The sequence below is a fragment of the Streptomyces sp. NPDC055189 genome (assembly GCF_053606765.1).
In genome coordinates this window covers 45,588-71,342 of record NZ_JBSGSG010000032.1, presented here as the reverse complement: position 1 = coordinate 71,342, position 25,755 = coordinate 45,588, and the positions used below count along the sequence as shown (strand labels likewise).

Sequence of the window (25,755 nt, the reverse complement as noted above, 5' to 3'; positions counted from 1 at the left end):
GTTGTCCTGTTATGAAATCGCAGGCCGGCGGGGTTCGCGATTCGGCCAGGCCCGGAGGAAGCACAGTGCACGGTGAGTACAAGGTCCCCGGCGGCAAGCTCGTCGTCGTGGATCTGGAGGTCGAGGACGGCGTGCTGCGGCACGTTCGGGTGGCGGGGGACTTCTTCCTGGAACCCGACGAGGCGTTCGACGCCCTGAGCCGCGCCCTGGAGGGCGCCCCCGCGGACACCGACGCGGCGGGCCTCGCCGCCCGCATCGACGCGGCGCTCCCGGAGGGCTCGGTCCTGTACGGGCTCACGTCGGAGGGTGTGGGTGTCGCGGTGCGCCGCGCGCTCGCGCACGCCACCGACTGGACCGACTACGACTGGCAGCTGATCCACGAGGCTCCCCAGTCCCCCGCCCTGCTCATGGCCCTGGACGAGGTGCTCACCGAGGAGGTCGCGGCCGGGCGGCGCCCGCCTACCCTGCGCGTGTGGGAGTGGGCGTCCCCGGCGGTCGTCATCGGCAGCTTCCAGTCGCTGCGCAACGAAGTGGACCAGGCGGGCACCGAGCGGCACGGCGTGCAGGTGGTGCGCCGAATCAGCGGCGGCGGCGCCATGTTCTGCGAGCCGGGCAACGCCATCACGTACTCGCTGTCGGTCCCGGACTCCCTCGTACAGGGCCTTTCCTTCGCCGACAGTTACGCCTATCTGGACGACTGGGTGCTCGAAGCCCTCGGCGACATGGGCATCAAGGCGTGGTACCAACCGCTCAACGACATCGCCACCGACGCCGGGAAGGTCGCGGGCGCCGCCCAGAAGCGGGTCACGGGCGGGCACGGCGCCGTGCTGCACCACGTGACCATGTCGTACGACATCGATGCGGAGAAGATGGTCGAGGTGCTCCGCATCGGCCGCGAGAAGCTCTCCGACAAGGGCACGCGGAGCGCGAAGAAGCGCGTGGACCCGTTGCGGCGCCAGACGGGGCTCCCCCGTGAGGCCGTGATCGAGCGGATGCTGGACTCCTTCCGCACGCGGTACGGCCTGACGGCGGGCAGGGCCACGGACGAGGAGATGGCCAGGGCGCGGGAGCTCGCCCGTACGAAGTTCAGCTCGCCGGAGTGGACGGCGCGGGTGCCGTAGGCCTGGAGGGGGCCGTGTCGTCCGCCGCCTCCCGCTGCCAGGCGGTGGTGCCGAGGCGGCCGGTGTTGCCGAGGTCGATGCGCCCCTCCGGGGTCACGGTCCCGGAGTCGCCGCCCGGCGCCGCGGTGACCTTCAGATAGGTGCCGCTGACGGCGGTCGTGGTCGTGTCGGTGACGGTGTTGCGCCAGACGAGCACGGTGTAGGCCGCCTCGCCCTTCTTGAGCGAGACCGAGTGCTTCGGGCCGGGGTCGTCGTCCCTGGTCATGATGGGCGCGGTGCCTTCGAGGATCTGTACGTCGAGGGGCTCGCGGTGCTCGTCGAGGACCCGCAGCTTCGGGTAGCCCTTCAGGCGGTAGGTGTCCTTGCCGCAGTTGGTCAGGGTCACGCTCGTCGCGCGCAGGCCCATGGCGGCGCTGACCATGCCGGCCGTGATGCGGACGCCGCTCGCGGGGCACGAGGCCGAGGGCGCGTCAGTGCCTTGCGGCGGCGCCGTCGCTGCGGAGTCCTCCGCCGGCGGGAGGGGATCGGCCGATACTGGCCCGCCGCCCCCCGCGTCGGACCGACCGCCCTGCGCGGGCGCGGATGCGGACGCGGTCGCGGTCGCGGTCGCGGTACGCCCGGGATCGCCCTCCCGCTCCAGCTCCTCGGAGAGTCCGCACCCGGTGGCGAGGAGCATCACGGCCGAGAGGACGGCGGCCTGCCTGAACCGGACTGCTCTCAACCCGGCTGCTCTGAACCGGGCCACGGATCTGAACGGTATGACGGTCACGCAGAGATCATGCCATGGCCATGCTTTCTCCCCATCTGACGTCACGGAGTTGCGTTGCGGGCCGCCACCAGCCCCGACTCGTAGGCGAAGACGACCAGTTGAGCCCTGTCGCGCGCACCGAGCTTCGTCATCGCCCGGCTCACATGCGTCTTCGCCGTGAACGGGCTGATCACCATGTGCGCGGCGATCTCCTCGTTCGTCAGACCGCGCGCCGCCAGCGCGGTGACCTCCCGCTCCCGGCGGGTGAGGCTCTCGAGGCCGGGCGCGGTGGCCCGGTCCGGGGGCCGCGAGACGAACTCACCGATCAGCCTGCTGGTCACCGAGGGCGAGAGCAGGGAGTCCCCGCGCGCGACGATCTCGATGCCCTGCAGCAGATCGGCCGGCTCCGTGTCCTTGAGCAGGAACCCACTGGCACCGGCACGCAGCGCGTCGAATACGTACTCGTCGAGGCCGTAATTGGTCAGGATCACGACGCGCACTCCGCCGAGACGCGGGTCGGCGGCGATCCTGCGCGTCGCCTCGATCCCGGTCATCACCGGCATCTGTACGTCTATCAGCGCCACATCCGGCACACACTCCCGCACGAGAGCGACCCCGCGCTCCCCGTCGGCAGCCTCCCCCACCACCTCAATACCGTCCTCGGCTTCAAGCAACGCACGGAACCCGGCCCGCATCAACGCCTGGTCGTCCACGAGCACCACCCGAATCACACGCCCTCCCCCGCACACCCGGCCCCGGAGACCACACCGACCACCGCACAGACGCCGTCCACCGCGGCCGGCCCGCCCCGCCAGGCGGCTCCCGCCGGCAACACCCGGATCACGCGCCCTCCCGGAGCTGCCCGGCATCAGCCGCCATCCTGGCCCCGTCCGGGGGACCGCTCTGCCCGGCCGCCTCGACCGGACCCTCCCATGCCGCCAACCCGCCTTTCACCAGCGGCAGTTCGGCCCACACCAGGAATCCTCCCTCGCCCCGCGGCCCCGCCCGCAGCGTTCCGTCCAGGGAAGCGACGCGCTCCCGCATGCCCGTGAGCCCTGTCCCCTCCACCGGTGGCCGTCCCGCTTCGGCGGCCCCGTCGTCCTCCACCCGCACGCCCAGCACCCGCTCCCCGTAGTCGAGTTCGACCGTCACCCTGGCGGTGGCGCCCGCATGGCGTGCCGCGTTGGTGAGGCCCTCCTGCACGATGCGGTACATGGCCTGCTCCAGGTCACCGGGCAGGGGCCGCTCCCGACCCCGCACCGCCAGCTCCACCACGATTCCCGCCGCCCGCGCGCGCTCGACGAGCAGCGCGGGGCTTCCCGTCGGCTCGTCCGTGCGCAACACCGTGAGCGTGGAGCGCAGTTCACGCATCGCCTCACCGCTCGCCTCCTGGATGGCGAGCAGCGCGGGTGGTATCTCCTCGCCCCGCTTGCGGGCGAGGTGGACGGCGACGCCCGCCTGGAGCTTGACGATCGAGATGCTGTGCGTCAGCGAGTCGTGCAGTTCGCGCGCGATCCGCAGCCGCTCCTCGCCCGCCCTGCGCAGCGCCGCCTCCTCACGGGTCCGCTCGGCCTCCAGGGCGCGCTGCTCGGTCTGGCGCAGATACGCCTGCCAGTTCTTGTCGGCCAGACCCGTGACAAGGGCGCACAGGAACCAGCCGGCCAGCAGCAATGTGCGCTGCGCGACGTCGTCCGAGGCCTCCCCCGCCAGCGCGAAGCCCGCGAGGAACACCCCGGCGGCAGCGGCGGCAAGGGCCCGGTGGCCTGCGCGTGCGGCCGTGTGCGCCGCCGCCACCACCGGAATCGCCGCGACGCTGCTCGCGCCCCCGTACACCACCTCGCCGAGCAGGCACGCCGTACTGACCGCGAGCACGACGCGCGGCGCCTTCCGGTGCGCGGAGAGGGCCAGCGATCCGACGCCTATCAGGGCGTAGTCCACGAACCCCGCGCCGCCGTCGCCCGAGCCCGCGGCGACCGCGACGATCACGCCCACCACGACCGCGAGCACCGCGTCACCCACCCACGCCTGCCGCACCTGGCTCCGCACCTGACTCCGCACCCGACCGCGCACGTTCACCTGCCCCGCCGCTCTCCCCGCCCTGTCCCCCGCCATCTCCGCCCCCGCGCCCCTCGCCTCCCCCGCATCCCCCGCATCCCCGAACCGGCGCATCCCCCGCCGTGTTCAGAACCATAGAGGCCACCACTGACAACCGCGTCACCTCAGCGGACCGCTTCCGCACTACTCCCCGCGTAGTAGTCGCGGCCCCGCCCGGCCCCGTCGGCGTACCCGCAACTGACTTCCGCCGGACGACGACCCGAGGCACCCGGCACCCCGACCATCGTGGCCATGGCAACCTTCCGATACACCGATCCCGTACTCCCGAAATCCGCGACCGGCAGGACCGCCGAGGCCTATGCGCAGATGGCCGCCGACTTCGGCATCGCGGAGCCGGCACCGCTCGTCGCCCTCACCCCGGCTCCGGAACTCTTCACCGCCACCTGGGCGTTGCTCCGCGAGTCCCTGCTCGCGGGCGGCGACGACGCCTTCGGCAGCGGCGGCACCACGCGCACCGAACGCGAGTTGGTCGCCCTGGGCGTCTCTCTCGCCAACCGCTGCCCGTTCTGCGTGAACGCCCACACGATGATGCTGCACGCCACCGGCGACCACCGTGTCGCCGAGCGGGTGCTGCGCGGCGAGCAGCCCGATGACCCGGACCAGGCACGGCTGCTCGCCTGGAGCCGGGCCACCCGCACCCCGCGGGCTCCGGAGCTCGCCCGGCCACCGTTCCCCCGCTCGCACGCCCCGGCCCACATCGGCACCGCGCTCTCCTTCCACTTCATCAACCGCGTCGCGTCGTCGCTGATCACCGAGGCCGTGCTGCCGTGCAACGCACAGCGCTTCCGTGCGGTGCGCTCGCTCGGCGGCCGCTCCCTCCAGAAGTCGGTCCGCCGCACCTCCACCCCCGGCGACGCGCTGTCCCTGATCGACGATCCGCAGCCCGGCCCGTCCTGGGCCGCGGGCACGCCCGTCGGTCCCGCGTACGCCGCGCTGCGCGCCGCGGCGACGACGGGCGCGGGCCTGCTCGACGCGGCCGACCGGGCCCTGGTCGAGGCGACGGTGGCGGCATGGGACGGCGAGCATCCGCCGCTGTCCTGGCACGCCCTGCCCGACCGCGCGTCGCGCTTGGGGGCGCGGCTCGCGCTGCTCGCCGCGCTCGCTCCGTACCGCATCACGGACGAGGACGTGGCGGCCTGGAAGAAGCCGCCGTTCAGCGACCACTGCCTGGTGCACCTGATCGCGTTCGGCGCTTTCACGGCAGTCGACCGCATCGAGAGCACCCTCGCGGCGCACCACTACGCCCAGCACGCCCAGCACATCGAGCACACCGAGCGCACCGAGCGCACCGAGGAGGCGTCATGACCGCGGCGACCACACCGACCACACCGGGCGTCCAGGGGACCCCCAACTCCCGCCAGGCGGCGGCCTGGAACGGCCCGGTCGGCGCCCACTGGGCCACGCACCACGACCGCTACGACACGATGCTCTCCGGCGTGAACGACGCCCTCTTCGAAGCCGCGGCCATCGGCGCGGGCGACCGTGTCCTGGACATCGGCTGCGGCTCCGGCATGACCACGCGCATCGCGGCCCGCCGCGCCGCGCACGGCCACGCGGTGGGCGTGGACATCTCGGCGCCGCTTCTCGACCGCGCCCGCGCGAGCACGGCGTCGGACGGCATCGCGAACGCGGCGTACGAGCTCGCCGACGCCCAGATCCATGCCTTCCCCGCGGCCGGGTACGACGTCGCGATCAGCCGTGGCGGGGTGATGTTCTTCGCCGACCACACCGCGGCGTTCACGAACATCGCCCGTGCGCTGTGTCCCGGCGGGCGGCTCGTGTTCGTCTGTCCGCAGCCCGTGGACCAGGAGACCGAGGAGTCCCGGACGCTCAGCCTCTTCGCGAAGCTTCTGGCGCAGAAAGACGCCCCGGAGGCGACTTTGGAGCAGGTGTCGCCCGGCGCCGCGGCCGACGCGGCGGCGGCCCGCACCGCGATGGCCTCGCTCTCGGACCCGGCCCGCATCCACGAGGCGCTCACCGCCTACGAGGACGTGCGGGTGAGTCCCGTACCCATCGAGGCGGTGTGGGGCGAAACCCCCGCCGACGCCGTCGACTTCCTCCTGTCGCGCACCCCGGGCCGGACGGTCGACGAAAAGAAGCGGACCTCCCTCGAGGAGGTGTTCCGGCCGCACGCGACCGGGCACGGGGTTCGGATGCGGGCGGGGGTGTGGCTGGTGACGGCGGTGCGCCCGGCCTGACCGCCCGCCGGATGCTCAGCCCTTCCCCCGCTCCCCGTCCTCCTGCATCGCCCGCGTCTCGCTCTTGAGGATCCGCAGGGATTTGCCCACCGCGCGGGCGGTGTCCGGCAGCTTCTTCGAGCCGAACAGCACGACGACCACGATCGCCACGATGAGCAGATGCCAGGGTTCCAGTCCGTTACGAATCATCGTCGTCCGCCCTTCTCCGCAGATGTTCCAGCTGTGACTCAGCTGCCAGTAGCCTCAGAAAAGATTGCTACATTGCGCAACTGTACAACCATGGAGAGGGCCGGACCGTCCCTGCTTCATGAGGCGGAACGACTCGGACGGATAGGGCGCACCCATGACAACCAGCCATCGTGCAGCCGCACGCGGCCGTCGGCGCAAGCGCGGCCGTGTGCGGCTCACCCTCGGCATAGTCCTGTCGCTGCTGGTCCTGGTGACGGCCGGTGCCGGGTGGGTGTACTTCAGGCTGAGCGGCAACATCGACACCTTCGCGGCGGACGGCGTCTCCGGCGACCGGCCCGACGCGGACACATCGAAGGGCGAGAACGTGCTGGTCATCGGCTCGGACGCACGCACCCAGGGGAACAGCGCCCTCGGCGGCGGCGACAAGAGCGACATCGGCCGCTCCGACACCGCCTTCCTGCTGCATGTGTACGCCGACCACCGGCATGCCGTCGCCGTCTCCATACCGCGCGACACCCTCGTGGACCTGCCGCCCTGCAAACTTCCGGACGGCAGCTGGACCAAGACCCGGCCGAACACCATGTTCAACGCCGCCTACTCCGTGGGCGAGACCGCCAAGGGCAACCCCGCCTGCACCCAGAACACCGTCGAGCACCTCACCGGGCTGCGCGTCGACCACACCGTCGTCGTCGATTTCAAGGGGTTCGCGGAGCTGACGGAGGTGGTGGGCGGCGTGAAGGTGTGCCTCCCGCAGGACATCTACCAGCGCGACCTCAACCCCAACCGCACCACCCAAGGGAAGCGACTCTTCGCCGAGGGGGAGCAGGAGGTGTCGGGCCAGAAGGCCCTCGATTACGTACGCATCCGGCACGGCATCGGCGACGGCTCCGACATAGGCCGCATCAAGCGCCAACAAGCCTTCGTCGCCAGCCTGTTGAAGAAGGTCAAGAGCGACGGCCTCACGCCCACCAAGCTCCTTCCGCTCGCGGACGCCGCGACGAATTCCATGACCGTGGACCCCGGACTCGGCTCCGCCGACAAGCTGATCTCGTTCGCGATGTCGCTGAAGGACATCGACCTGAGCAACACGAAGTTCGTCACCATCCCCTGGCGGTACGAAGGCTCACGCGTCGCCGTCGTCCAGCCGGACGCCGGCGCCCTGTGGGCCTCGCTCAAGAACGACCGCACGCTGGACGGCGCGGACGCGGGCGGAAAGAACGGCAAGGACGGAAAGGGCGGCAAGGGGGAGTCGTCCCCCGCGCAGTCCGATGCTCCGGTCTCCGGGGACGGAGCCGCCGTGACCGTCCAGAACGGGACCACCGTCACCGGCCTCGCCGCCCGCGCGGCCGAGACCCTCACCGAACACGACTTCAAGGTCACCGGCACGGCGACGGCAGCCACCCAGGACCACGAGACCACGGTGATCGCTTACGGCCCCGGCGAGAAGAGCCGCGCGAAGTCGGTCGCCCGCCTGTTCCGGGGCGCGGAACTGGAATCGGCGACGGCGCCCGGCGTCACGATCACTCTCGGCCAGTCGTACGCCGACACCCCCTCGGCCACGCCCTCCACCGACACCCCCTCCGCCGAGCCGGATCCCGTCCCCTCCAAGGTCGCCGAAGGCGCCCGATCCGCCGACGACAACCCCTGCTCCGACCTCTCCTACGGCTGATCGGCCCAGCGCCCCCGCAGCACCCCGAGCGCCGCCGCGTACGACCCGAGCACCATCGCGAGCAGCAGGTAGTACAGGACGGGCAGAGCCGTCATGCCCAGGAGCGGGCCGAGCGGCGAGAGCGGCAGGAGCAGTCCGACGGCGGCGAGCGCGGCCACCGAAAGGCCGACCGGCCCCGGCGTCCTGCCCTCCGCCCGGCGGCGGCCGGTCCGCAGGAGCAGCATGACCAGGGCCTGGGTCAGCAGGTTCTCGGTGAACCACCCCGAGTGGAACACCGCCTGGTCCTCCGCGCCGCCGGTGCCGTGCAGGGCGAGCGCGAGGACGAGGAAGGTGGCGAGGTCGGCGAGGGCGTTGAGCGCGCCGAAGCCGGTGATGAAGCGCAGGAAGGCGCGGGGCCGCAGCACGGTGGGGCGGCGGAGCACCGCCCGGTGCGGCCGCTCGTAGGCGAAGGCCAGCTGGGCCGCGTCGAAGCAGAGGTTCTGCACGAGGACCTGTGCCGGGAGCATCGGCAGGAACGGCAGCAGCAGCCCCGCGGCGAGCATGGCGATGACGTTGCCGAGGTTCGAGGAGAGCGTGACGCGCAGATACGTGGCGATGTTGCCGCTGCTGTGGCGTCCCGCGAGGACGGCGTGGCCGATCGCGGTGAGGTCCTTGTCGGCGAGCACCACGTCGGCGCTCTCCCGTACGACGTCCACGGCGGCCCGCGGGGCGATGCCGACGTCGGCGGCCCGCAACGCGGGCAGGTCGTTGACCCCGTCGCCGAGAAACCCGGTGGTGTGCCCGCCCGCCCGCAGCGCCGCCATGATGCGGGCCTTGTGCTCGGGGGTGCAGCGGGCGAAGACGGCGGTGTGCCGGGCGGCCTCGGCGAGTTCCGCGTCGGTGAGGGCGTCGATGCGGTCGGCGGTGAGGGTCTCGATGCGGTCCGTGGTGAGCGTGTCGATGCTGTCCGCGGTGAGGGCCTCGTTGCGGCCTGCGGTGAGGGGCTCGTTGCGGTGGACTCCGTCCGCGCCGATGCCCAGCTCGCGGCAGGCCCGTACCGCTGTCCCCGGATGGTCACCGGTGAGGATCTTGACCGTGATGCCGCTGTCCGCGAGGTCCCGCAGGGCGGTGGCCGCGGTCGAGGCGAGTGCGTCCCGCAGGGTGAGGAAGCCGCGGAAGGTCAGGCCGCGTTCGTCGGCCGGGGTGTAGGCGCGGGTGCGCGCGGGCCGCTCGGCGGTGGCCACCGCGAGGAGGCGCAGGCCGCCGTCCGCCTCCCCGGCGGCCAGGGACAGAAGTCGCTCGCGCTCGGAGTCGTCGAGCACACAGCGTTCGAGGACGGCCTCGACCGCGCCCTTGACCACGAGCGTGTGGGTGCCGAGACCTCCGGGACCGCGTACGACGGCGGTGGCGAGGCGGCGTACGGGATCGAAGGGGAGCGCCGCCACCCCTTCGTATCGCATGGCCTCGTCCTCGTCCGCGGCGTCAAGGACCGCGTCGTCGAGCGGGTCCGCGGCGGGCAGCTCGGCGAGCTGGAGCGTCCACCAGGAGTTGACCGCGGCCCAGTGCAGGGCTTCGGGCGCGGCCCGGCCGTCGGCCCCCAGGGTGCGGTCGAGGACGGGTCGGTCCTCGGTGAGGGTGCCGGTCTTGTCCAGGCACAGGACGTCGACGGCGCCGAGGTCGTGCAGGGCGGGCAGCCTTTTGACGATCACCCCGTGTGTACGGGCCAGGAGCGAGGCCCCGCGCGCCAGGCAGGTGGTGACGATGACCGGCAGCATCTCCGGCGTGAGGCCGACCGCCACGGCGACCGCGAACGGCAGGGTCTCCAGACCGCGCCCGCGCAGGGCGGCGTTGGCCATCAGGACGAGCGGCGGGGTGAGCAGCATGAACCGGATGAGGATCCAGGAGATGCCGTGCACGGAGCGGTCGAAGGCGCTCGGCCCGCGCCGCCCGGCCAGACCGTGCGCGGCGGCGAACCGGGTCCGCGCCCCGGTGGCGACGACCACCGCGGTGCCACTGCCCGAGGCGACGCTGCTGCCCTGGAAACAGAGATGAGGCTGCTCGAAGACACCCTCGCGGCGCCGCGGTCCCGGCACATCGGCGGCGGCCTTGGGCACCGGCGCCGACTCCCCCGTCAGCGCGGCCTGGCGCACGCTCAGGCCGCTCGCCCGCAGCAGCCGTACGTCGGCCGGGACGAGGTCACCGGCTCCGAGCCGCACCACGTCCCCCGGAACGAGGTCCGCGACCGGGATCTCCCGCTCCTCGGGTCTCTCGTCCCGCTCCGCGCGGCGCAGCACGGTCGCGGTGGTGGCCACCAGGGCGCGGAGCGCGGCCATGGACCGGTCGGCGCGGTACTCGCCGGACGTCCGAAGCACTCCGCTGACGGCGACCAGGCACAGGATCACGCAGGCGGTGCCCCAGGAGGCGACGGTGGCCGACACCAGGCCGAGGCAGAGCAGCACCGCGGTGAACGGATCCCGCAGGCTGCGGCCGAAGAGCCGCGGCCACGACACCGGACGCCGGTCGGGAAGGGTGTTGTCGCCGGATGTGGCGATGCGCCGCTCGGCCTCCGCGTCCGTCAGGCCGCGCGGGCCGCTTTCCACCTGGCGCAGCACCTCCAGGGAGGTGAGCACACCGGCTGACGCCTCAGGCACCAAGGCCGCGGAGCCCGCGTCCGGGGGACTGAGCCGCTCGTTCGGTGCGGTCGGTCAGCTGTCCGACCATCAGGCGCACGACGGTCACGACGTCCGTGTCGTCGACGAAGTAGACCTGCCGCCTGCCCTCGCGCCGGGAGCGTACGAGACCGGCCAGTTTCAGTTTGGTCAGATGCTGGCTGACCGCGGGCAGCGCGCCGCCGACCCGCTCCGCGAGCCCGGTCACGTCGCTCTCGCCCTGCGCGAGCGCCCACACGATGTGCAGCCGCGCGGAGGAGGCGAGCAGACCGAAGGCCGCGGCCGCCTCGGCGAGGACCTCGGCCGGTGGATCATCGAAGCCGGTTCCGCCTGCTCCCACGGTCGTCCTCCCTCCGCGCCCGGTCTCGCGCGTACGGACGTCCCGTACGGTCTCGCGCGTACGGCACGTCCCGTACGCGAGGGCCCAGTCTAGGACGCCGGCCGGCGTCCTCCCCAGCCTGCGCGGCTGCCCGCCGTCATCAGCGCCACGTAGACGACCAGCGCGGAGGCGAGCCCGATCGCCCACCCGTAGTCCGCGAGCGGTTTCAGCAGCGGGATGAGGCCGTCCTCGGGGAACGGTCCCTTGCCCGGCGCCGAGTGCGAGCCGCCCACGGCGAGCACGCCGCCGACCGCGAAGGCGGCGACGGCCCGCAGGTTCCAGCCGCCGGTGTACCAGTAGCGCCCCTCGGGCCGGTACAGATCGGCGAGGTCGAGGACCGTCCGCCGCACCACCCAGTAGTCCGCGATCAGGATTCCGGCGACCGTGCCGAGAAGCCCGCCCACGACGCCGAGCCATACGAAGATGTAGAGCTCGGGCGTCTCGATCAGCTTCCAGGGGAAGATGACCACGCCCACGACACCGGTGATCAGCGCGCCGGTACGGAAGTTGATGAACCTCGGGGCGAGGTTCGCGAGGTCGTACGCGGGTGAGACCACGTTGGCCGCGATGTTCACGGAGACCGTGGCGACCAGGACGGTCACCAGGGCATAGAGCAGCCCGAAGACGTTGTCGGCCTTGGCCGCCAGGTCGACGGGCTCCCAGATCGGCTCGCCGTACACCGCCTGCGAACCGGAGGTGACCAGGACGGACAGGAGCGCGAAGGCGGTCATGGTGGTCGGCAGGCCGAGCGTCTGCCCCCACACCTGCGCCCGCTGGCCCTTGCCGAACCGGGTGAAGTCGGGGATGTTCAGGGACAGCGTGGACCAGAAGCCGATCATGCCCATCAGCGCGGGGAAGAACACCGGCCAGAAGTCGGCGCCCCAGCCCAGGGTGGACGGCTGGTCGAGCAGCGGACCGAGGCCGCCCGCCTTGTCGGCGATCCACACGAGCAGCACGACGGCACCGACGAGGACGAAGGGAGCCGCCCAGTTCTCGAAGCGCCGCAGGGCCTCCATCCCCCGGTAGATGATGGCCAGTTGGAGGACCCAGAACAGCACGAAACAAGCCCACAGCGGCCACGGATAGCCGCCGATCTGCGATTCGTCGCTCCATGCGCCGTCGAAGGCCTTGTTGAGCAGTACGTAGATGCCCTGGCCGCCGATCCAGGTCTGGATGCCGAACCAGCCGCAGGCCACCGCCGCCCTGATCAGTGCGGGCAGGTTGGCGCCGCGCAGGCCGAAGGAGGCGCGGGCCAGGACCGGGAACGGGATGCCGTACTTCGGGCCCGCGTGTCCCGTCAGGAGCATCGGCAACAGCACGATCACGTTGGCCGCCGCGATGGTGAAAACGGCCTGCCGCCAGTCCATTCCGAGTGCGACGAGGCCCGAAGCGAGCGTCCAGGACGGGATGTTGTGGGCCATGCCGACCCACAGGGCGGCGAAGTTGTAGGTGCTCCAGTGGCGTTCGGCCAGGGGGATGGGCTTCAGGTCGTCGTTGGCGAAGCGGCTGTGCTCCGGGAAGGCGCCGGGGCGCAGTTCGACGCGGCCGTCGTCGGACACGGTCTGCGATGCCGTGCCGGGTTTCGCAGCGGGGTCCGTAGCGGGATTCGCACCGGGACTCGCGCCGGGTTCCGCCTCGCGTCCGAAATCCATGCCCAGGCTCCTTTACACGGGTCCACGCGCGTCAACTCAGCTCAGGTACTGGTGGTTGTGGTGGTACGGGTGAGGCGGGTGAGTGTGGAAGAGGCTTCAGAACTGGCTCATTCGCCGGTTTCCCCGGTCGGCGGCGCCGACAATCCTGCTCCCGGTCGGCCTTATCGCGCCAGAGGCGTACCCCAACTACCTTTGTTCCCATGATCAATCGTGGGTCGTCGCCGCGCACCGGCGCCGGGGAGGACGAGTCGTGAGCATCGGGGGAGAACGAGTCGTGAGCGTCGGGGGGAACGAGTCGTGAGCCAGGGGAACCCGCAGCCCGTCCGCCGCCGCCCGGACGAGGGGGCCCGCCGCCGTCCGGACGAAGGAGCCCGCCGCCGTCCGGACGGAGGCACCCCGCTTCCCGGCCAGGCGCGACAGCCACCGCACAGCGGCCACATGATCGTGTGCGGTGACGACGCGCTCGCCGAGCGCCTCGCCGCCGAGCTGCGTTCGGTGTACCGCGAGCGGGTGACGGTGCTCGTCCCTTCCGCGCCGCCTGCCGACGGCGCGCGGTCCGGACCGGCCGGACGGGCACGCGCCACCGCACTCCTGGGCCGGATGCAGGCCGTCATGGCACGCGCGGCCGGTGCGCCCGGCGGCGACGACGGCGTGACCCGGCCCGAAGTGCCGCGGGTCCTGGAAGCGCCCGAGCCCGACGAGGCGGCCCTCGTCGACGCGGGCGTCCACGACGCTGCCGCCCTTGCCCTGGTGTACGACGACGACGAGACCAACATCCACGCCGCGCTCGTCGCCCGCCGTCTCAACCCCCGCCTGCGGATCGTCATCCGGCTCTACAACCGCAAGCTCGGCCAGCACCTGGAGGAGCTGCTCGACCAGGCGGCCGCGGTCGCCTTCCCCGGCCTCGATCCGGACGAGGTGAACGCTTCCACCACCGTCCTCTCCGACGCCGACACCGCCGCCCCCGCCCTTGCGGCCACCGCTGTCGCGGGGACCAGCAAGGTCGTCCAGGCCGACGGCCTGCTCCTGCGCGCCGTCGAACGCGTCCCGACGGGCCGGGAGGCGTCCGCCGACCCCGGCCTGTGCACGCTCGCCCTGCTCTCGTCGACCACCAACGACCCGGCGGGTTCGGAGGGTTCGGACGACGGCGGCCAGGACGGGCCCCTGCTGCTGCCCGACGACAGCACCGTCACCTCCGCCACCGGCCGGGGCACCGTCATCCTGAAGGCCGTCTCGCACGCCGGACCCGACCGGCCGCCCGGCCGCCTGTCAGCGCGTCTGCCGGCGCGCCTGTCCGGCCGTCTGTCCGGCCGCCTGTCGGGGCGCGGACTTCCGCTCGGCTCGCTCTTCTCGCCCCGCCTGCGCTGGTCGGTGGCCGGGCTCCTGTCCTGTGTGCTCGGCCTCGCGGTGGCGAACTGGCTCACCAGCAACGCCCACCCGCTGGCCGCCGCCTATCTGACCCTGCTCGATCTGTTCGCCATCGACGACCCCGCAATCGGCGAATCCACCGCCCGCCAGGTGCTCCAACTCCTCTCCGGCCTGGCCGGGTTGCTGCTCCTGCCGGTGCTGCTCGCCGCAGTCCTGGAGGCGTTGGGCACCTTCCGCACCGCGTCGTCCCTGCGCCGCCCGCCGCGCGGCCTCTCCGGACACGTGGTGCTGCTCGGCCTCGGCAAGATCGGCACCCGCGTCCTGGCCCGCCTGCGCGAACTCGGCATCCCCGTCGTGTGCGTGGAGGAGGACCCCGAAGCGCGCGGCATCCCGCTCGCCCGGCGCCTGCGCGTACCCACCGTGATCGGCGACGTCACGGACGAAGGCGTCCTGGAGGCCGCCAAGATCCACCGCGCGCACGCACTGCTCGCCCTCACCAGCGTCGACACCACCAACCTCGAAGCGGCCCTGTACGCCCGCTCGATCAAGCCCCATGTCCGCGTGGCCCTCCGGCTGTACGACGACACGTTCGCCACCGCCGTCTACCGCACCCTGCGCGCCGCCCACCCGCAGGCCCTGACCCGCAGCCGCAGCGTCTCCACCCTGGCCGCCCCCGCGTTCGCCGGGGCCATGATGGGGCGGCAGATCCTGGGCGCGATCCCCGTGGAGCGGCGCGTACTGCTCTTCGCGGCCCTCGACGTCGCGGGCAACCCCCGCCTCGAGGGGCGGACCATCGAGGAATCGTTCCGGCCCGGGGTCTGGCGGGTCATCGCCCTGGACTCCGCCGCACCCGACGACCGCCTCCCCGACCTGACCGCCTCCCGCCCCGACGACGGCACCGACCACCCGGCCGGCCTCGTCTGGAACCTCCACCCCGGTTATGTGCTGCGCTCCCAGGACCGCGTCGTCCTGGCCGCGACCCGGCAGGGCCTGGCCGAACTCCTCGGCCGGCACACCCGCGCACGGACGGGCTCCGGCGACGCCTAGACCGGCATACGGACCAGCACGTAGACCAGCCGGACAGGCACCACAGACCGACACACAGACCAACACGCAGACCGGCACACAGACCGGCATCGAAGACCCGTAATGATTGCCGGATCACGGCAATGCGGACCAACTCCCCCGCATGCGACGATCCCCACCTCACCGAGACATCCGGCAAGTTGGGGAGGTGCTCAGGTGAATGTCTTCCTGGGGCTCGGCATCGCGGGAATCGCCCTGCTGGTCCTCTCCCTCGTCTTCGACGGGGTTCTTGAAGGTCTCTTCGACGGCATGGGAGTCCTCGACGGACTCTTCGACGGGCTGCTGTCCCTTCCCGTCATTGCCGGATTCGTGTCCATGCTCGGCTTCGGCGGTGCGATCGTGCTCGGCACGACCGGGCTCGGCGTCGTCGCCGCCACCGCCATGGGTGCCGCCGTGGGCGTGGGAGCGGCCTGGCTGACGTGGAAGTTCAGCCGGGCCCTGATGCGGGATCAGACCGCGTCCACCCCGCGGGGAGCCGACCTCGTGGGCACCGCGGGGGCCGTGGTCACCGCGATCCCGGTCGACGGCTACGGCGAGGTGCTGCTCCAACTGGCGGGCCAGCCCGTGAAGTTCTCCGCGAAGAGCACCGTGGCCGTCACCCGCGGTACCGAGATCTGGGTGGAGGCGGCACTGTCGCCGACCTCGGTCGCGGTCCGCCCCGTGCAGCGCTGACACCTCACGCCCACGCAACCGCCACACGCCCACGGCCCACGGCCCACGGCCCACGCCTCAGTACAACATCACCGATCTGCCGCCCCCGGGAGGCAGGGGGGAATTCACCATGAGTCCAGTCCTGACCGCCGTCATCGGAGTCGTCGTACTCCTCGTGCTGCTCGCGCTCGTCGTCGTGACCCGCTACAAGGTCGCCGGGCCCAGCGAGGCCTTCATCGTGACCGGGCGGCGCGGCAAGAAGTCCACCGATCCCGACACCGGCCGCATCTTCACCGACAACAGCGGCCAGAAGGTCGTCGTGGGCGGCGGCGTGTTCGTCGTGCCGTTCGTCCAGCAGAAGTTCACGCTCGAACTCTCCTCGCGGCACATCCCCATCGCGGTGCGCGGCGCGGTCACGCTGCGTGGCGTGAAGGCCAACCTGGAGGGCGTCGCGATCGTCAAGGTCGGCGGCACCGAGGACTCCATCCGCGCCGCGGCCCAGCGGTTCCTCGCCCAGCAGGGCGGCATCGTCGGCTTCACCCAGGAAGTGCTCTCCGGCGCGCTGCGCTCCATCGTGGGCCGGATGTCGGTGGAGGACATCATCCGCGACCGCGCCGCCTTCGCCGGGCAGGTCGCCGAGGAGGCCGAGGCGAGCCTCTCCGGGCAGGGTCTGGTGCTTGACGCCTTCCAGATCCAGGACATCACCACCGAGGGCTCCTACCTGGAGGACCTCGGCCGTCCCGAGGCCGCCCGCGCGCGGCAGGAGGCGGACATCGCCGAGGCCGTCGCACGCCGCGCCGCCGAGCAGGCCCGCCTGAAGGCCGAGGAGGAGATCGCCGTCGCGCAGCGGACGTTCTACCTCAAGCAGGCCGAGATCAAGGCCGAGACCGACGAGGCAGCCGCCCGCGCCGGGGCCGCGGGACCGCTCGCAGAGGCCGCACGCCAGCAGGAAGTCCTCACCGAGCAGGAGAAGGTCGCCCAGCGGCAGGCCGCCCTGACCGACCGCGAGCTTGACACCAAGATCCGCAAGCCCGCCGACGCCGCCCGCTACCAGGCCGAGCAGGAGGCGGAGGCCCGCCGTGTCTCCCTGGTCAAGCAGGCCGAGGCCGACGCCGACCGGGCGCGTCTGACCGGTGAGGGCGAGAAGGCCCGGCGTGGCGCGCTCGCCGACGCCGTACGTCTGGAGGGCGAGGCCGATGCCGCCGCGATCGGCGCGAAGGGTGCCGCCGAGGCGGAGGCGATGCGCAAGAAGGCCGACGCGTTCGCGCAGTACGGTGACGCGGCGGTCCTGCAGATGCTCGTCGAGGTGCTGCCCAGCGTGGTGGCCAAGGCGTCCGAGCCGCTCAGCGCGGTCGACAAGATGACCGTGATCTCCACGGACGGGGCGAGCCAGCTCTCCCGTACGGTCGCCGACAATGTCGCCCAGGGCGTCGAACTCCTCGGCTCCACCACGGGAGTCGACATCGCCGAGCTCCTCAAGGGCCTCACCGGCGGCAAGTCTCCCGCGGGCTCGGCAGCCGCCCCGGAGTCCGCCAAGCTCAACGGCAAGATCGACGTCACCGACTGATCCGGCCGCCCTGTGCTCAGGGTTCGGGATCAGGGTTCGATGAGTCCGACCCGGATGGCGTAGCGGGCGAGTTCGAGGCGGTCGCGCAGCCCCAGTTTCTGGAGCATGTTGGCGCGGTGGCGCTCGACCGTCTTGATGCTGATGAAGAGGAGGTCCGCGATCTCCTGTGAGCTGTGGCCCTCGGCCACGAGCTTGAGGATCTCCTCTTCACGGTCGGTGATGGTCTTGGCGGGGAGCCTGTCCCCGCTCCTGACCCGGTCCAGGTAGTTGCGGATCAGCGCGCTGACCGCTCCGGGATAGATGAAGGGTTCGTCGCGCATGGCCGCGCGGCAGGCTTCGACGAGATCGCGGTCGGCGACGGACTTGAGCACATAGCCGCAGGCTCCGGCGCTCAGCGCCTCGAAGAAGTACTGCTCGTTGTCGTACATCGTCAGCATGAGGATGCGTACTTCGGGTTGCAGCCGGGAGAGTTCGCGGGCCGCCTGCAGACCGGTGAGGCGGGGCATGGCGATGTCGAGGATGACCAGGTCGGGGGCCTCGGCGCGGGCCATCTCGATGGCCTCCGCGCCGTCACCGGCCTCGCCGACCACCGTCAGGCCGGGTTCGGCGTCGAGGATCAGACGCACTCCGCGTCGCACCAGGGCGTGGTCGTCCGCGAGCAGGATCCTCGTCGTCGTGTCCGGCTGGGCCATGGTCACTTGCTCCCTTGTGGTGCTGGGACGTGGAGGTGCACCTCGGTGCCGCCCCCCGGCATCGCGGTGAGGTCGAGGCCGGCGCCGATGAGCAGGGCACGTTCGCGCATACCGCGGATTCCCGCGCCTTCGGCGGCCCGGCCGACGCCGTGGCCGTCGTCGCGGATCCGCAGGTCCGCCCCGGCGGGGCCGGTGCGCAGGGTGAAGTCCACCCGCCGGGCACCGGAGTGGCGCACCACGTTGGTCAGGCTCTCCTGCGCCACCCGGTAGAGGACCAGCTCGGCCGCCTGGCCCAGCTTCGGCACCGGGCTGTCGAAGTGCGTCGTGACGGCCAGGCCCGCGTGGGCGGTGATCTCGCGTGTGAGGTCCCTGAGCGCGCTGGTGAGACCGAGCTCCTCCAGGACGCCGGGGCGCAGTCTGCGGGCGATGCGGCGGATCTCGTCGAGGCTCTCCCGCGTCGTCTCCTGGACGTGGCGCAGCTCGTTCTGCAGCGGCCCCGGGGCCTGGTCGGCGACGTGTTTGAGTTCGAGCAGGACCGCCGTGAGCGTCTGCCCCACCTCGTCGTGCAGCTCCTGGGCGATCCTGCGGCGCTCGTCCTCCTGCGCGGAAAGGGCCAGTGCGCTGCTGGCCGCCCGCTCGGCCTCAAGCCGGTCGAGCATCGTGTTGTAGGTCGTGATCAGGTCGGCGATCTCGCTGTGCCCCGAAACCTCGGCCCGGTGGCCGGGCCGGAGCAGGTCGGTAGTGGTCATGGCCTTGGTCAGCCGCTGCAGCGGAGCGAGGCCGATCCGCAGCAGCGCGGCGTTCGCGGCGAGCGTGGCGACGAGCCCCACGGCCAGGATCAGCGCCTCGGTGAGCAGCACCGGGGTGGAGACGGTGGCCGGTCCGAGCAGCAGCAGGGCGGCGGCCAGGAACAGCACCGTTGCGTTGAGCAGGAAGATCCGCCAGAACAGGGACACGCGGTACGTCCTTTCTCGGTGCCGGCGGCTCCCGCACTGTCAGCGTGCGCCCCGCGGATCCGGTCTGTCCATCGGGGCCAACACCCATTCACGCAGAGAACTACAGGTCAGACCCCATGGGAGATGGGTGTCGGCCCTGATGGTGACCGGATCGCGCCTCGGGCGAGGGTGGAGTACCGGAACCGAAGGGACGCAGCCATGGCCCGCTTCGACAACGACGACCGCCTCGGCGACATCGAGGCCCGCCTTGAGCAGCAGGACCCCGATTTCGCCAGGGCGCTGGCCAGCGGGCGCCCGCGCCGTCCGCGCGAGTACCGGCGCGGACGGGCCTGGGCGGTCCTCGCCTTCGCGCTGGTCTGCCTCGCCGTCGGCATCGCGATCGGCCACGGACTGCTCATCGCCACCGGCCTTGTCGTCGCCGGCATGGCCGGACACCTCTTCGACCCTCCGGAGCGACGACCGCACAGGCCGCGGCCCTCGCAGTGAGGCTCACGGTGCAGCAAGGCTCACAGTGAGGCGGCCGGCCAGCCGAGCAGTCGCGCGCCGATGACCGCGGTCTGCAGCGTGTAGCGGTCGAGCGGGTCGGCCGGATCGGACCCGGTGAGGGTGCGGATGCGCTCCAGGCGGTACGTCAGGGCCCGCACGCTCAGCGACAGGTGCCGCGCCGCCTGGGCCGCCACGCACCCCGTGTCGAAGTAGGCGAACAGGGTCTCAAGGAGGGGTACGGCTCCGCCCCGCGCCTCCTCCAGCGGGCCGAGGGTGTTGAGCACCAGGTCCACAAGGGCCTGCCGGTCACGGGCGAGGACGGGGAAAACCAGCAGGTCGGCGGCGCGCAGGACGGGCTCGTCGAAGCCCATGCGCGTCGCGAGCTCCAGGGTGCTGACGGCTTCTTCGTAGCTGTGGGCGATGCCTGCCGATCCGGGCTGGGGCCGGCCGATGGCGATCCGGCCGCCGTCGGTGGCGGCGTGCGCCCGCTTGGCGAAATAGGCGAGGACCTCGTCCTGGTGGGCGGGGGCGATGCACACCAGGCGGCCGTCCTTGGTGGTGAGCAGGACGTGGCGGTCGCCGAAGCGGGCGTTCAGTTCGCTCTCCACGTCCCGCGCCACCGGGTCGGTCTCGTCGTAGGCGGACGGCCCTTCGGCCACGGCCACCGCGTGCGCGTGGGACAGGCGCAGACCGTACCGCTCGGCCCGTGCGGCGAGGCGGCCCAGGTCCCCCCGCCCGTACAGCAGGTCGTCGACCAGTTCGCGCCGGGCGGCCTCCTCCTGGCGTACGACCTGCCGCTGGGCGCGTTCGTAGCCTTCGGCGAAGGCGTCGATGGCCTGCTCGGCGGTGGCGAGCAGGTGGTCCGGATCGCCGCTCGCGGGGCGGTGGATCCGGGTGGCGTTGAGGTGTTCGCGTATGAGGACACGCCACGCGTACCCGGCGTTGGCGGCCTGCGCGCCGAGCGCCCGGCGGGACGTGATCTCCTCGCGGGTCAGGCGGCGGCCGGTGGCGGCGGCCCCGGTGAGGATGTCGGCGTAGCCGTCGAGGAGTTGCTCGGGAATCTCCTGAATGGTCATCTGCTCTCCCTCGTGGGGTCGACGGCCGGGCAGACACGGCAAGGTGACGCGGGCGCGCGGGCTCGACCCGTCGGACATGCGGGCGGGCGTGGCGGCAACTGGGCGCGCTTCACCGGGGGTCACGGACTCCGGGTGGGTTCAGCGGCGCGGGCTGCTCGCTGTGCTGCCGTCGGTATCAGGCACGCTGTCGCGGGCGGAGTTGTCGATGCGTACGACCCTGGGAGCGCGCACTTCGGCGCCGTCCCGGGAGGCATCGGCCGCGGGGAGCCGGGCGGCGCGCATAGTGCGACCCATCTCCTGCCCCCGCCTGTCCGACCGTCGGCGATCACCGTCGCCCGCTTGAGTGTTGAGCAACTACTCGCTCAACAGAGCACCTTGGCTCATATCGTTAGTTTACCGTACGACAAAGATCGCATATACCCGCCCACGTGGCATAACCGCCGAAACCAGTGAGGCGGCCGATCAGTATGCGGCAGCGTCAGTACGCCGTCCAGGGCCGGAGCTTCTCGGGGTTCCGCACCGCCCAGCAGTACTTGATGCGGTCGCCCGCGACGTCGAAGGCGAGCACCGACGTGATGACACCGCCATGCTGGACGACCAGACCGGGCTGGCCGTTGACCGTGCGCTCCAGGATCGTCTGCTCGGGCACGTCGCCGGTGACGGCGATCAGGTAGCGCGCGATCTGCTCGCCTCCCTCGATGGGCACGGGCGCGGCGTCGACCACTCCCCCGCCGTCGGCGAGCGCCGTGGCGTCGGGGTCGAGAAGGCCGATGAGCGCGTCGATGTCCTTGGTCTCCCAGGCGCGCTTGAAGTCCCTGACGATGCCGGCGCGCCGGGCGGCCGTCGTCGCGGGAGCCTGCGACGCGCGGATGCGGCGGCGCGCCGACGAGGCCAGCTGGCGGCAGGCCGCCGGACTCCGGCCGACGATCTCGGCCACTTCGCCGAAGGAGTAGCGGAAGACGTCGTGCAGGATGAACGCGACGCGCTCGGCCGGTGTCATCGCTTCGAGCACGACGAGGAACGCCATGTTCACCGACTCGTCGAGAGTGACCCGGTCGGCCGGATCGGCGGTCGCACCGCCCGGCAGCCCGTCGGCCCACTCCGCGTGATCGGGCAGCGGCTCCGGAATCCATTCGCCCACGTAGCTCTCGCGGCGGACCCGTGCCGAGCGGAGCTGGTCGAGGCAGATGCGGCCGGCGACCTTCGTCAGCCAGCCACCGGGGGACTCGATGGCTTCCTGCTGCCGCGGGGTCATGGCGTACCAGCGGACGTAGGCCTCCTGCACGACGTCTTCGGCATCGGCCAGGGAACCCAGGAGCCGGTAGGCGAGATTGATCAGCTGACGCCGCTCGCTCATGATCACGCTCAGGCTCGGATCGGGTCGGCGGCCCTGATCGGGTCGGCCGTCTCCGGGCTCGAACTGGGTCCCCATGGTGTCACCGCTCCCTTGGCCGCGTCTTCCGTCATCTCTACGACGAGACAGCCCTCCGGATTGTGAGGCGGACGCCCCGTTCCAGCTGCCGCCTCACATTTCTGCGGGCTGCCTCGTCGGCACTGCAGGAACGGACACGATCCGCGAACCGCCATGAAGGAGAACACCATGGACACCCGCTTCGACTTCCTCGCCCATCCGGTCTCGTCCAAGATCGTCAAGCACATCGCCGCCGCGGGCAAGCCCATCGCGGACTCGTCGTTGCCGGCCACGACGCGGGAACTGGTCATGCTCCGCGCCAGCCAGATCAACGGCTGCGCCTTCTGCATCGACATACACACCAAGGAGGCCACGCACTCCGGGGAGACTGCGGTACGCCTCCACCTGGTCGCCGCCTGGCGGGAGGCCACCGTCTTCACCGAGGCCGAGCGCGCCGCCCTTGAGCTGGCGGAGCAGGGCACCCGTATCGCGGACGCTGCCGGTGGTGTCACGGACGAGGCATGGGCGAACGCCGCCAAGCACTTCGACGAGGACCAGCTCGCCGCCCTGGTGTCGAGCATCGCCCTCATCAACGCCTTCAACAGGCTCAACGTCCTCACCCAGCGCCCCGCGGGCGACTACCAGGTCGGACAGCTGGGCTGAGACGACCCGGTCGAGCCGCCCCGGCGAGACACCCCGAACGAGGAGTGACCCCCATGCCCACCACGATCAGCCTCAGTGAACTGACCGGCGGCTACGCCCTCGACGCCGCCCACACCCGGATCGGATTCGTCGCCCGGCACACCCTGTCCACCAGGGTGCGCGGGCAGTTCGAGGAATTCGACGGCCACCTGTATCTGCACGGAGACCACCCGTCGAAGTCCGGCGCATGCCTCACGATCCGGGCGGCGAGCCTCCAGACGCACCACCAAAAGCGCGACGAACAGCTGCGCGGGATGTTCCTGGACACGGAAAAGCACCCCGCCATCACCTTCACGTCGACCGGGGTGGAGCCGGTCGACGAGTCCGCCTACAAGGTCACGGGCGACCTGACGATCCGCGGTGTGACCAAACCGGTCACACTGGCCGTCGAGTTGGCCGCCGCCGAGACGGACTCGGCGGGCGACTTCCGGGTCCAGCTCCGGGGCGGCGTCACGATCAACCGCAACGACTGGGGGGTGAACCAGAACGCCGCGACCTCGCTGATGGTGAGCCCGAAGGTGACGCTGGAGTTCGACGTCATCGCGGTCCGTCTGCCCTGACACCACCCGCGAGGCCGGTGTCGCCCATGAGGGTCGCTCACGACAGGGCGGGGATGACCGTGGTGCCGTACCCGTCGATGACGGCCTCGCGGGCGTCGTGCATCGCGTACAGCGCGAACTGGTCCACGCCCAGGGACCTCAACTCCCGCAACTTGGCTACATGTTGCTCAGCCGTGCCGATCACGCAGAAACGGTCCACGATGTCGTCCGGGACGAACGCCGTGTCGGGGTTGTCGGCGCGGCCGTGGTGGGAGTAGTCGTAGCCCTCGCGGGCCTTGATGTAGTCGGTGAGGGCCTCGGGCACCAGGTCCGAGTGTTCGCCGTACTTCGTGACCAGGTCGGCGACGTGGTTGCCGACCATGCCGCCGAACCAGCGGCACTGCTCGCGGGCGTGGGCGAGCGCGGCCGGAGAGTCGTCCTCGGTCAGATAGGCGGGGGCGGCGACGCAGATCTTCACCGCCGCCGGGTCGCGGCCCGCCGCCACGGCCGCGTCCCTGACCGCCTTCACCATCGACTCCGTCAGATACGGGTCGGCCAGCTGGAGGATGAAACCGTCGGCCTCCTCGCCCGCCATCTTCAGCGCCTTGGGCCCGTACGCGGCCATCCACACCGGGAGTCGAGCGTCCGGCTTGATCCACGGGAAGCGGATCGTGGTGCCGCCCAGGTCCGCTTCCCCGCCCGACGCCAGCGAGCGGATGACCTTCATCGCCTCGCTGATCCGGGCGAGGGTGTTGGGCGTACGGCCCGCCACCCGCATCGCGCTGTCACCGCGGCCGATGCCGCACACGGTGCGGTTGCCGTACATGTCGTTGAGCGTGGCGAACGTCGACGCGGTCACCTCCCAGGTGCGGGTGCCCGGGTTGGTGACCATCGGGCCGACGATCAGCCGGTCGGTGTTCGCCAGGATCTGGCTGTAGATGACGAAGGGTTCCTGCCACAACACCGCCGAATCAAAGGTCCAGCCGTAGCGGAAGCCGCCCCGTTCGGCGCGCTTCATCAGGCTGATGACCTGCGAGGCCGGCGGATCAGTCTGCAGGACGAGTCCGAAGTCCATGGTCGCGCCTCCTAACCGAGATACTGGGTGGTGCCGCGGGGGACGTACGCGCCGTGGCCCGCACGGCCGGTGAACTTCCGCTGCTCGACGACCACTTCACCGCGCGACAGGACCGTCTCCACCTGGCCCATGACATGCTTTCCCTCGTACGCGGAGTAGTCCACGTTCATGTGGTGTGTCTCGGCGGACATGACCTGCTCGGCGGCCGGGTCATAGATGACGACGTCGGCGTCCGCGCCCGGCGCGATCGTGCCCTTCTTGCCATACAGGCCGAACATCCGGGCCGGGCTCGCGCAGGCGATCTCGATCCAGCGGCGGCGGCTGATGTGCCCGTCAACCACGGCCTGGTGCAGGAGGTCCATGCGGTTCTCGACGCCCGGCAGACCGTTCGGGATCTTGGAGAAGTCGCCGCGGCCCAACTCCTTCTGCCCCACGAAGCAGAACGGGCAGTGGTCGGTCGACACCACCTGGAGGTCGTTCGTGCGCAGGCCCCGCCACAGCGCGGCCTGGTGCTCGCGCGGCCGCAGCGGCGTCGAGCAGACGTACTTGGAGCCCTCGAAGCCGGGCTCCGCGAGGTTGTCCGTGGACAGGAACAGGTACTGCGGACAGGTCTCGCCGAACACCGGCAGGCCCTCGTCGCGGGCCCTTGCCAGCTCCGCAACCGCCTCCTGCGCCGACACGTGCACCACGTACACCGGCGCGCCCGCCACCTGGGCGAGCTTGATCACGCGGTGCGTCGCCTCCGCCTCCAGGAGCGACTTGCGCACCTCTCCGTGATAGCGCGGATCCGTCTCGCCCCGCGCGAGCGCCTGCTCCACCAGTACGTCGATGGCCAGGCCGTTCTCCGCGTGCGTCATGATCAGCCCGCCGTTGACGGCGGCCCGCTGCATCGCCCGCAGGATCTGGCCGTCGTCGCTGAAGAAGACGCCCGGATAGGCCGTGAAGAGCTTGAACGAGCTGACCCCTTCCTCGATAAGCAGGTCCATCTCCTTCAGCGTCTTCTCGTTGACGTCCGAAAGGATCATGTGGAAGCCGTAGTCGACGGCGCACTTGCCGTCCGCCTTCGCGTACCAGGTGTCGAGACCCGCCCGCAGCGCCTTCCCTTTGGTCTGCACCGCGAAGTCCACGATGGTGGTGGTGCCGCCCCAGGCCGCCGCGCGGGTGCCCGTCTCGAAGTCGTCGGAGGAGAACGTGCCGCCGAACGGGAAGTCCATGTGCGTGTGCGCGTCGACTCCCCCCGGGATCACGTACTTGTGGGTGGCGTCGATGACGCGGTCCGCGGTCCATGCCTCGGCGGCATCCGAGCCGTGGGCGGCGAGCGCGGCGATCCGGCCGTCCTCGATCAGCACATCGGCGTGGGTCTCTTCGGCGGCGGTGATGACGAGTCCGCCGCGGATCAAGGTACGGGTGCTCATGATGGGGCGCTC

At 71.5% G+C, this 25,755-nt stretch carries 24 protein-coding genes; 10 read left to right on the top strand and 14 right to left on the bottom strand.

Annotated features, from left to right (window positions below):
- Positions 1–65 precede the first annotated feature (65 nt).
- On the top strand, positions 66–1,121 hold the full coding sequence (locus ACWFR3_RS23095; RefSeq protein ID WP_453736492.1) for a lipoyl protein ligase domain-containing protein: 1,056 nt from the start codon (positions 66–68) through the stop codon (positions 1,119–1,121).
- Here ACWFR3_RS23095 and ACWFR3_RS23090 read toward each other — a convergent pair.
- The 3 genes from ACWFR3_RS23090 to ACWFR3_RS23080 all read right to left on the bottom strand — a co-directional run bounded on the left by ACWFR3_RS23090 (position 1,087) and on the right by ACWFR3_RS23080 (position 3,915).
- The gene (locus tag ACWFR3_RS23090) at positions 1,087–1,890 is read right to left on the bottom strand and encodes a DUF4232 domain-containing protein (protein WP_453736491.1); all 804 of its coding nucleotides are present in this window, start codon (positions 1,888–1,890) and stop codon (positions 1,087–1,089) included. The genes ACWFR3_RS23095 and ACWFR3_RS23090 overlap by 35 nt on opposite strands.
- Before the next feature lie 41 nt (positions 1,891–1,931).
- Positions 1,932–2,600, bottom strand: a complete 669-nt coding sequence (locus ACWFR3_RS23085) for a response regulator (RefSeq protein WP_453736490.1) — start codon at positions 2,598–2,600, stop codon at positions 1,932–1,934.
- Positions 2,601–2,709: 109 nt separating this feature from the next.
- The gene (locus ACWFR3_RS23080) at positions 2,710–3,915 is read right to left on the bottom strand and encodes a sensor histidine kinase (RefSeq protein WP_453736489.1); all 1,206 of its coding nucleotides are present in this window, start codon (positions 3,913–3,915) and stop codon (positions 2,710–2,712) included.
- Between the two features lie 300 nt (positions 3,916–4,215).
- On the opposite strand from ACWFR3_RS23080, the gene ACWFR3_RS23075 reads away from it, so the two are divergent.
- Both ACWFR3_RS23075 and ACWFR3_RS23070 read left to right on the top strand, forming a co-directional pair.
- Entirely contained in the window at positions 4,216–5,289 is a 1,074-nt protein-coding gene (locus tag ACWFR3_RS23075; protein ID WP_453736488.1) for a carboxymuconolactone decarboxylase family protein, read from the top strand.
- Positions 5,286–6,182, top strand: coding sequence for a class I SAM-dependent methyltransferase (locus ACWFR3_RS23070; RefSeq protein WP_453736487.1), 897 nt, complete (start codon positions 5,286–5,288; stop codon positions 6,180–6,182). The genes ACWFR3_RS23075 and ACWFR3_RS23070 overlap by 4 nt, the downstream gene beginning before the upstream one ends.
- Before the next feature lie 15 nt (positions 6,183–6,197).
- On the opposite strand, the gene tatA is transcribed toward ACWFR3_RS23070, so the two are convergent.
- Positions 6,198–6,371, bottom strand: a complete 174-nt coding sequence (gene tatA / locus ACWFR3_RS23065) for a Sec-independent protein translocase subunit TatA (protein WP_361193268.1) — start codon at positions 6,369–6,371, stop codon at positions 6,198–6,200.
- Between the two features lie 154 nt (positions 6,372–6,525).
- On the opposite strand from tatA, the gene ACWFR3_RS23060 reads away from it, so the two are divergent.
- Positions 6,526–8,040 (top strand): LCP family protein, encoded by a 1,515-nt coding sequence (locus tag ACWFR3_RS23060; protein ID WP_453736486.1) that lies wholly within the window; start codon positions 6,526–6,528, stop codon positions 8,038–8,040.
- On the opposite strand, the gene ACWFR3_RS23055 is transcribed toward ACWFR3_RS23060, so the two are convergent.
- The 3 genes from ACWFR3_RS23055 to ACWFR3_RS23045 form a co-directional block, all read right to left on the bottom strand.
- Positions 8,031–10,670: an HAD-IC family P-type ATPase gene (locus tag ACWFR3_RS23055; RefSeq protein WP_453736485.1), complete on the bottom strand. Its 2,640-nt coding sequence runs from the start codon at positions 10,668–10,670 to the stop codon at positions 8,031–8,033. The genes ACWFR3_RS23060 and ACWFR3_RS23055 overlap by 10 nt on opposite strands.
- Positions 10,663–11,028 carry an ArsR/SmtB family transcription factor gene (locus ACWFR3_RS23050; protein ID WP_453736484.1) on the bottom strand — a complete coding sequence of 122 codons (366 nt, stop codon included), beginning with the start codon at positions 11,026–11,028 and terminating at the stop codon, positions 10,663–10,665. The genes ACWFR3_RS23055 and ACWFR3_RS23050 overlap by 8 nt, the downstream gene beginning before the upstream one ends.
- 89 nt (positions 11,029–11,117) lie before the next feature.
- Positions 11,118–12,719 (bottom strand): NCS1 family nucleobase:cation symporter-1, encoded by a 1,602-nt coding sequence (locus ACWFR3_RS23045; protein WP_453736483.1) that lies wholly within the window; start codon positions 12,717–12,719, stop codon positions 11,118–11,120.
- A 438-nt stretch (positions 12,720–13,157) separates the two neighbouring features.
- Here ACWFR3_RS23045 and ACWFR3_RS23040 point away from each other — a divergent pair, with 438 nt between their 5' ends.
- From ACWFR3_RS23040 to ACWFR3_RS23030, 3 genes are all read left to right on the top strand, one after another.
- Complete coding sequence (locus ACWFR3_RS23040) at positions 13,158–15,134, top strand: NAD-binding protein (protein ID WP_453736508.1); 1,977 nt, start codon at positions 13,158–13,160, stop codon at positions 15,132–15,134.
- A gap of 195 nt (positions 15,135–15,329) precedes the next feature.
- Positions 15,330–15,845, top strand: coding sequence for a hypothetical protein (locus ACWFR3_RS23035; RefSeq protein ID WP_453736482.1), 516 nt, complete (start codon positions 15,330–15,332; stop codon positions 15,843–15,845).
- Positions 15,846–15,954: 109 nt separating this feature from the next.
- On the top strand, positions 15,955–17,391 hold the full coding sequence (locus ACWFR3_RS23030) for a flotillin family protein (RefSeq protein WP_453736481.1): 1,437 nt from the start codon (positions 15,955–15,957) through the stop codon (positions 17,389–17,391).
- Between the two features lie 29 nt (positions 17,392–17,420).
- Here ACWFR3_RS23030 and ACWFR3_RS23025 read toward each other — a convergent pair whose 3' ends face one another.
- A complete protein-coding gene (locus tag ACWFR3_RS23025) occupies positions 17,421–18,083 on the bottom strand; it encodes a response regulator (RefSeq protein WP_453736480.1) in 663 nt (220 codons plus the stop codon).
- 2 nt (positions 18,084–18,085) lie between these two features.
- Entirely contained in the window at positions 18,086–19,039 is a 954-nt protein-coding gene (locus tag ACWFR3_RS23020) for a HAMP domain-containing sensor histidine kinase (RefSeq protein ID WP_453736479.1), read from the bottom strand.
- Positions 19,040–19,237: 198 nt separating this feature from the next.
- Between ACWFR3_RS23020 and ACWFR3_RS23015 the strand changes: the two genes are divergently transcribed.
- Positions 19,238–19,525, top strand: a complete 288-nt coding sequence (locus ACWFR3_RS23015; protein ID WP_453736478.1) for a DUF3040 domain-containing protein — start codon at positions 19,238–19,240, stop codon at positions 19,523–19,525.
- A 20-nt stretch (positions 19,526–19,545) separates the two neighbouring features.
- On the opposite strand, the gene ACWFR3_RS23010 is transcribed toward ACWFR3_RS23015, so the two are convergent.
- The 3 genes from ACWFR3_RS23010 to sigJ all read right to left on the bottom strand — a co-directional run bounded on the left by ACWFR3_RS23010 (position 19,546) and on the right by sigJ (position 22,033).
- Complete coding sequence (locus ACWFR3_RS23010) at positions 19,546–20,601, bottom strand: PucR family transcriptional regulator (RefSeq protein ID WP_453736477.1); 1,056 nt, start codon at positions 20,599–20,601, stop codon at positions 19,546–19,548.
- Positions 20,602–20,739: 138 nt separating this feature from the next.
- Positions 20,740–20,883 (bottom strand): hypothetical protein, encoded by a 144-nt coding sequence (locus ACWFR3_RS23005; protein ID WP_453736476.1) that lies wholly within the window; start codon positions 20,881–20,883, stop codon positions 20,740–20,742.
- A 196-nt stretch (positions 20,884–21,079) separates the two neighbouring features.
- Positions 21,080–22,033, bottom strand: coding sequence for an RNA polymerase sigma factor SigJ (gene sigJ, locus ACWFR3_RS23000; RefSeq protein WP_453736475.1), 954 nt, complete (start codon positions 22,031–22,033; stop codon positions 21,080–21,082).
- Positions 22,034–22,201: 168 nt separating this feature from the next.
- Between sigJ and ACWFR3_RS22995 the strand changes: the two genes are divergently transcribed.
- Both ACWFR3_RS22995 and ACWFR3_RS22990 read left to right on the top strand, forming a co-directional pair.
- Entirely contained in the window at positions 22,202–22,675 is a 474-nt protein-coding gene (locus ACWFR3_RS22995; RefSeq protein ID WP_453736474.1) for a carboxymuconolactone decarboxylase family protein, read from the top strand.
- Between the two features lie 53 nt (positions 22,676–22,728).
- On the top strand, positions 22,729–23,274 hold the full coding sequence (locus ACWFR3_RS22990) for a YceI family protein (RefSeq protein ID WP_453736473.1): 546 nt from the start codon (positions 22,729–22,731) through the stop codon (positions 23,272–23,274).
- A gap of 37 nt (positions 23,275–23,311) precedes the next feature.
- Here the strand turns inward: ACWFR3_RS22990 and ACWFR3_RS22985 are convergent, their stop codons facing one another.
- On the bottom strand, positions 23,312–24,328 hold the full coding sequence (locus ACWFR3_RS22985) for a TIGR03842 family LLM class F420-dependent oxidoreductase (protein ID WP_453736472.1): 1,017 nt from the start codon (positions 24,326–24,328) through the stop codon (positions 23,312–23,314).
- 11 nt (positions 24,329–24,339) lie between these two features.
- A complete protein-coding gene (gene hydA, locus ACWFR3_RS22980; RefSeq protein WP_453736471.1) occupies positions 24,340–25,743 on the bottom strand; it encodes a dihydropyrimidinase in 1,404 nt (467 codons plus the stop codon).
- Between the last annotated feature and the right edge of the window lie 12 nt (positions 25,744–25,755).